Source organism: Nonomuraea sp. NPDC050451 (assembly GCF_044458585.1).
In genome coordinates this window covers 1-3,892 of the sequence record NZ_JBITHZ010000096.1, presented here as the reverse complement: position 1 = coordinate 3,892, position 3,892 = coordinate 1, and the positions used below count along the sequence as shown (strand labels likewise).

The following is a 3,892-nucleotide window of genomic DNA, read 5'->3' as shown; positions in this document are numbered from 1 at the left end:
CAGATGATCTTCGCCGACATCTGATCTACAGGAGTCCGTTGCACGCCTCAGCCGATTGACAAGAACCGAATCCCCTTAACTACCTGGCCTTGGGGCAGGGCCCCATGACCGTCCTGCCTTCAGGCGGGCCGATCATCCCGCTCGGCTGATCGAGATTATGGTCAGGGACACGTGAATGGCAGCCGGGTTGCCTCTGTGGGCGGGGACGCTGCTGTTGCTTCCTCGCCCCATAAGCAATGCATGAAGCCAAGCACCTTCCGGAGCCGGTTAGTCCGGCTCGATAACCCACACATCGATCGTTGCCCCTGGGGACTCGCCCGCCCCTGGAAGGCGCTTGACAGCCTCGATGCGGTCGACTCTGTCATCGGCGGGCTGTGGTGTCCCACGCCATGCCCGTGCGCCGAAGATGCCCTCCATTGCATCGAGTGTGGGCTTGATGAGGTTATCCAGATCCCAGACCTCGTTCGCATTGCGAGCCGCGACAAGCCGGAACTCCAAACGAACGGCGAAACGCGCGGCCTGAGGCTCCACTCCGCTCGCAGCGACGGCCAATCGAACAGCATCTTTCCAAGGCTTTTCGTGGGCGGTGGCGAAGGTAGCAGGCCGACCGGTCACCTGAATCGTCACCACATGGCGATCCGTCATGCGCTCCAGGATCGCACGCGGCCTGCGCGGGCCGAGATGCCTCGAACCACCTTCTAATCCATAGCTAGTTCGAGATCGTCCACGAATGTCTACCGCTGTCGGAAATTCCTGCTCAGCGGCTGCTCCAGCTTGATCATCTTCCGGGGGCCCACGCCGTTGTCCGGAGGCGTTGTTAGCAAGATCTGCTGGATTGGTGGCTTCCCCATGGGGGCGGGTCGGCATGACACTGGCCAAGAGCCTATGACCCTGTCCGAAGAGACTTGTCAGTCGTCGAAGCTGGCGATCCATTCATTGATGAACTTCGACGCCTCCTCGGCGGTGACAACATCGCTCCTGGGCGCGGGCCCGAGGCTATCGGCGAGCAGTTCTGGCGATACGGGTTCCCCGGCGACGACCAGGTAGCACGATAGGCCCTCACTCATTTGACGTGACATCGAGGAGACGAACGCATCGCGGCGGTACCTGTTGCAGAGCAGCAGCAGGTTCTGCTGTTCCAGCTCTGCTCTCAGCTGTCGCAAGGCGTCTTCGAAGTCGATCGACGAGTGAACCCTGATCGGTGAAGCGCTTGCGCGAGTTAGCCGGAGCTCGTACGTCTTGCCATCGGCCTGCGTTGTCACCTGGCATGGCAGGAGGGATTCGTCCGCCAAGTTGACCAATTCGAGGGCGTGCATGCTCACCTCGGCACGTAGTGGGGGTTCGGAATCCAGACGTCGTCAGCGCTCCCGTACTTGCCTGGCTTCCAGGCTCCTCTGATCTGGGATGGATCGATCCGCTTGAACACGACCTCCTGCTCGCCCCTGAGGTGTTTGAAGCCGGGTCCGTACTTTACTTCCATGCCGTTTCCGCGGTCATCGATCTCAAAGATGTATCCCTTGTGCCCGACGGCGAACCCTCTGGCCACGTTCTTGCTCTTCGAGGCGGCGATCAGGCCGTTCTCGCCGGAGAGGTGCTGTTCGATGCTCATGTCCGGGTCGCGAGCGGTCATACCGTTCTCGAAGATTCTGTCCAGCGTCCGGCCGTCTCCCCGGAACAGCGGTGGCACCTCCTTCCCCCTAAGTTCGAAGCGCTCCCCGAAGCGTGAGAGCGTGGCCGTCGGCTTGGGCTTTATCACGCTCTTGGCCGCCTTGCCCAGGGCCCCGATGGCCTTGGCGGTGCCTGAGGCAGCGCCACTGGAACCGGCCGTTGTGACGGCTGCCACGATGTCCGGGATGAGACGGCCGAATGCCCGCTCGGGATTGGAGGCCCAGGTGTCCCAGTCCAGCGCCGACTTGGCGAACTCGACCGGGTTCTGAATGCCATAGAGCAGGCTTTGGCCCAGGTCGTTGACGCTGCGTTGCCAGCCCATGAAGTCGACGGCCGCCCGGGCGGGAGAGTAGTCGATCACCATCTTGCCTAAGCCGGTCACGCTCTCCACCGTGCCCTTGACCGTTTCCGTCATCGGGTTGCCGGAGGTCAGGTTCGGGTCGAAGGTGTCCTGAATCTGCTGGCCGACGCGGTCCCAGAAGCCGCCTGTCGTGGGCAGGACCGCTCCCGGCGCGAACATCGAGTCGTCGACCGAGATCGGCGGCTTGCCGGCGCCGAACAGCTCCGGCTTGTCTAGTTCCATGCGCTCTAGGAGCGCCAGCCGCTTATTGATCTCCGGGCCCTGGGTTCCAGCCCACGCCGCTACCTGACGGACCGTGTCGGCCGAGGCGGTCGACAGCCAGGCCCCGCGCAGTAAGTTCCATAACTCCTCGCCGATGGAGTCCAGCGACGATTCAGCCTGGCGCAGTGCGTCCTTCAGGCTGCGGACTCCCTCAGGGACCATGCCCTCCAACTGACCCATGGGCCTAGCCGGGAGTGTCCGCCGGCGTACGGGCTAACAACGCCCGCAGTTCGTCTACCGCACCGGCGCACGCCCCGATCAGGGCTTGACGCTGAGCGGTCAGTTCGTCGGCGAAGCGCTGAGCGGCTGGGCCGGTCCAGACGTTCTGCGCCATGAGCGAGATCGCCCGATCCAGACCGGGGCTAGCTTGATCCGTGAGTTGCTCAGCTCGGCGTAAGGCCTGTTCCACTTGCTCCCGGGTCATACGTGACTCCTTCGGGTGCGACGACCAAGCTTGAGATCAAGGTGTGAGGCCATTGGACTGCGCTCCACTCACCGCAGCAACCGAATCGCCGGGATTGGTCTGAAGTGTCAGTTGATGCGACGCACTGCTCTGGGAGAGAGGAGGCCAATCCCTTGTGAGGAAGGCTGTCGGCTTCTTAGGCGGAGCAATCACCCTGCTCACCTGATCGAGAAGGTAGTCAAGCGGTGTGGACGGTGGCACGGATGAGCTGATGCGTGGGGACGTTGCAGTCAGCGATGCTGTCACCTACGCCATGGTCACCCGGGGCCGGGGCCTGACGAAGGAGGGCTTCGACGTCGATCGCCCCAGCCACGGTTGGCGATGGGCGAAGTGAATGATCGTCACGGTTTCGACTGGGCGACATCGTGCCCCCCGCCAGTGCCAGCGCCACGTGAGCGCCTACTTGCAAACAGGAGCCAGTCACCTCGTGGAGGGCCTGCATCCCTGGTCAAGCGGTAGATGAGGGGCGGGACTGTGTGATCGTGTAAGTCGACGTTGCTGTACACAACACTCTGCCCGGCGACCTGACCTGCCTTGATCCCGACGCCCGCCCTCTCCTTCGATCAACTCGGTAACCTGCTGCAGTGAACCTTGTGCAGCGTGCCGTTGGTGCTGTCGTCGGCTCGGCTGTGGGCGACGCGCTGGGTGCGCCATTCGAGTTCGGCCCGGCGGGAGCGTTCTCCTCTCGCTTCCCGCTACCGGGGTGCTGGCGGCGAGATGAGTGGAGGCGGCGGCTGGGACGCTGGCGAGGCCACCGACGATACGCAGATGGCTGTACACGTAGCCGAGTCACTGCTGGAGTACGGCGGCCTGGACCTGCCAGACATTTTCGCCCGCTTCCAGCGGTGGGCGGCCGATAACCCCAAAGACATCGGACTACAGACCGAAGACGTACTAACCAGCGGACTGCCTTGGGACCAGGCCGCCGCCGCCCACTACCGAAGCAGCCACCGAGCCGCCGGCAACGGCGCGCTCATGCGCGCCACCACATCGGCGGCGTACTTCGCCCGCGACGGGCGGCAGGCCACCATGGACGCCGCCCGGTGTAGAACGACACTCCGTTTGAGCACGTAGATGACGTGCGGCGACATGGCCGTTGTCCATGATCTTGAGTGTGATTGAGTCAATCGTCGCTGTTC

Annotated in this window: 5 protein-coding genes and 1 pseudogene; 2 read left to right on the top strand and 4 right to left on the bottom strand. The window is 63.4% G+C overall.

Features of this window, described 5'->3' with window-relative positions; genetic code table 11:
- Positions 1-267 precede the first annotated feature (267 nt).
- From ACIBI9_RS67685 to ACIBI9_RS67670, 4 genes are all read right to left on the bottom strand, one after another.
- Positions 268-645, bottom strand: a complete 378-nt coding sequence (locus tag ACIBI9_RS67685) for a hypothetical protein (RefSeq protein ID WP_397239624.1) — start codon at positions 643-645, stop codon at positions 268-270.
- A 263-nt stretch (positions 646-908) separates the two neighbouring features.
- Positions 909-1,316: a hypothetical protein gene (locus tag ACIBI9_RS67680; RefSeq protein WP_397239622.1), complete on the bottom strand. Its 408-nt coding sequence runs from the start codon at positions 1,314-1,316 to the stop codon at positions 909-911.
- A 2-nt stretch (positions 1,317-1,318) separates the two neighbouring features.
- Positions 1,319-2,470, bottom strand: a complete 1,152-nt coding sequence (locus ACIBI9_RS67675; protein WP_397239620.1) for a hypothetical protein — start codon at positions 2,468-2,470, stop codon at positions 1,319-1,321.
- A gap of 4 nt (positions 2,471-2,474) precedes the next feature.
- Positions 2,475-2,714, bottom strand: coding sequence for a hypothetical protein (locus ACIBI9_RS67670; protein ID WP_397239618.1), 240 nt, complete (start codon positions 2,712-2,714; stop codon positions 2,475-2,477).
- A 623-nt stretch (positions 2,715-3,337) separates the two neighbouring features.
- Here ACIBI9_RS67670 and ACIBI9_RS67665 point away from each other — a divergent pair.
- Positions 3,338-3,484: pseudogene (locus tag ACIBI9_RS67665) on the top strand (ADP-ribosylglycohydrolase family protein); the annotation flags it as partial.
- The gene (locus tag ACIBI9_RS67660) at positions 3,471-3,827 is read left to right on the top strand and encodes an ADP-ribosylglycohydrolase family protein (protein ID WP_397239616.1); all 357 of its coding nucleotides are present in this window, start codon (positions 3,471-3,473) and stop codon (positions 3,825-3,827) included. The pseudogene ACIBI9_RS67665 and the gene ACIBI9_RS67660, both read left to right, overlap by 14 nt.
- Positions 3,828-3,892: the final 65 nt, after the last annotated feature.